The following is an 829-nucleotide window of genomic DNA, read 5'->3' on the forward strand; positions in this document are numbered from 1 at the left end:
GCGATCTGCGCGGGGGGCGCAAACAAAATATTGGGGTCGATGTTGCCTTGCAGCGCTTTGCCGGGGCCACCGACGGGGCCACCCACTTGGGCGCGGGCGCGGCCCAGGTTCATGGTCCAGTCCAGGCCCAGCACGTCGCAGTTCAAACGGGCCATCTCGGGCAGCCACAGGCCGCCGCCTTTGGTGAACACGATGCTGGGGATGCGCTGGCCGTTGTGCTCGGTCTTCAATTGTGAGAGCACGCGGGCGGTGTAGGCCATGCTGAACTGCTGGAAAGCGCCATCGGCCAGCACGCCGCCCCAGCTGTCAAAGATCATGGCCGCTTGGGCGCCCGCTTCAATTTGGGTGTTCAGGTACAGGGCCACGGCGTCCGCGTTGATTTCGAGGATGCGGTGCATCAAATCCGGGCGGCTGTACATCAGGGTCTTGACGTGTCGGTAGTCGTCCGAGCCTGCGCCTTCGACCATGTAGCAGGCCAGGGTCCAGGGGCTGCCGGAAAAGCCGATCAGGGGCACGCGGCCGCTGAGCGCTTTGCGGATGCTGGTGACGGCATCGAACACATAGCGCAGCTTGTTCATGTCGGGCACGGCGAGTTCTGCCACAGCGGCTTCGTCGCGCACGTTTTTGGCAAAGCGCGGCCCTTCGCCCATGGCGAAGCTCAGGCCCAGGCCCATGGCGTCGGGCACGGTGAGGATGTCGCTGAACAAGATGGCAGCGTCGAGCGGGTAACGGTCCAGCGGCTGCAGAGTCACCTCGGTGGCGTAGTCGACGTTGGTGGCCAGGCCCATGAAGCTGCCGGCTTTGGCGCGGGTGGCGCAGTACTCGGGCA

General features: G+C 65.1%; 1 protein-coding gene. It reads right to left on the bottom strand.

Annotated elements, in window-relative coordinates; all coding sequences use genetic code 11:
* Positions 1-829: uroporphyrinogen decarboxylase family protein (locus tag B9Z31_RS15300; RefSeq protein ID WP_100120416.1), on the bottom strand; the 829-nt coding region annotated here is incomplete at both ends.

The organism is Limnohabitans sp. G3-2 (genome assembly GCF_002778275.1).
Lineage (GTDB): Bacteria > Pseudomonadota > Gammaproteobacteria > Burkholderiales > Burkholderiaceae_C > Limnohabitans_A.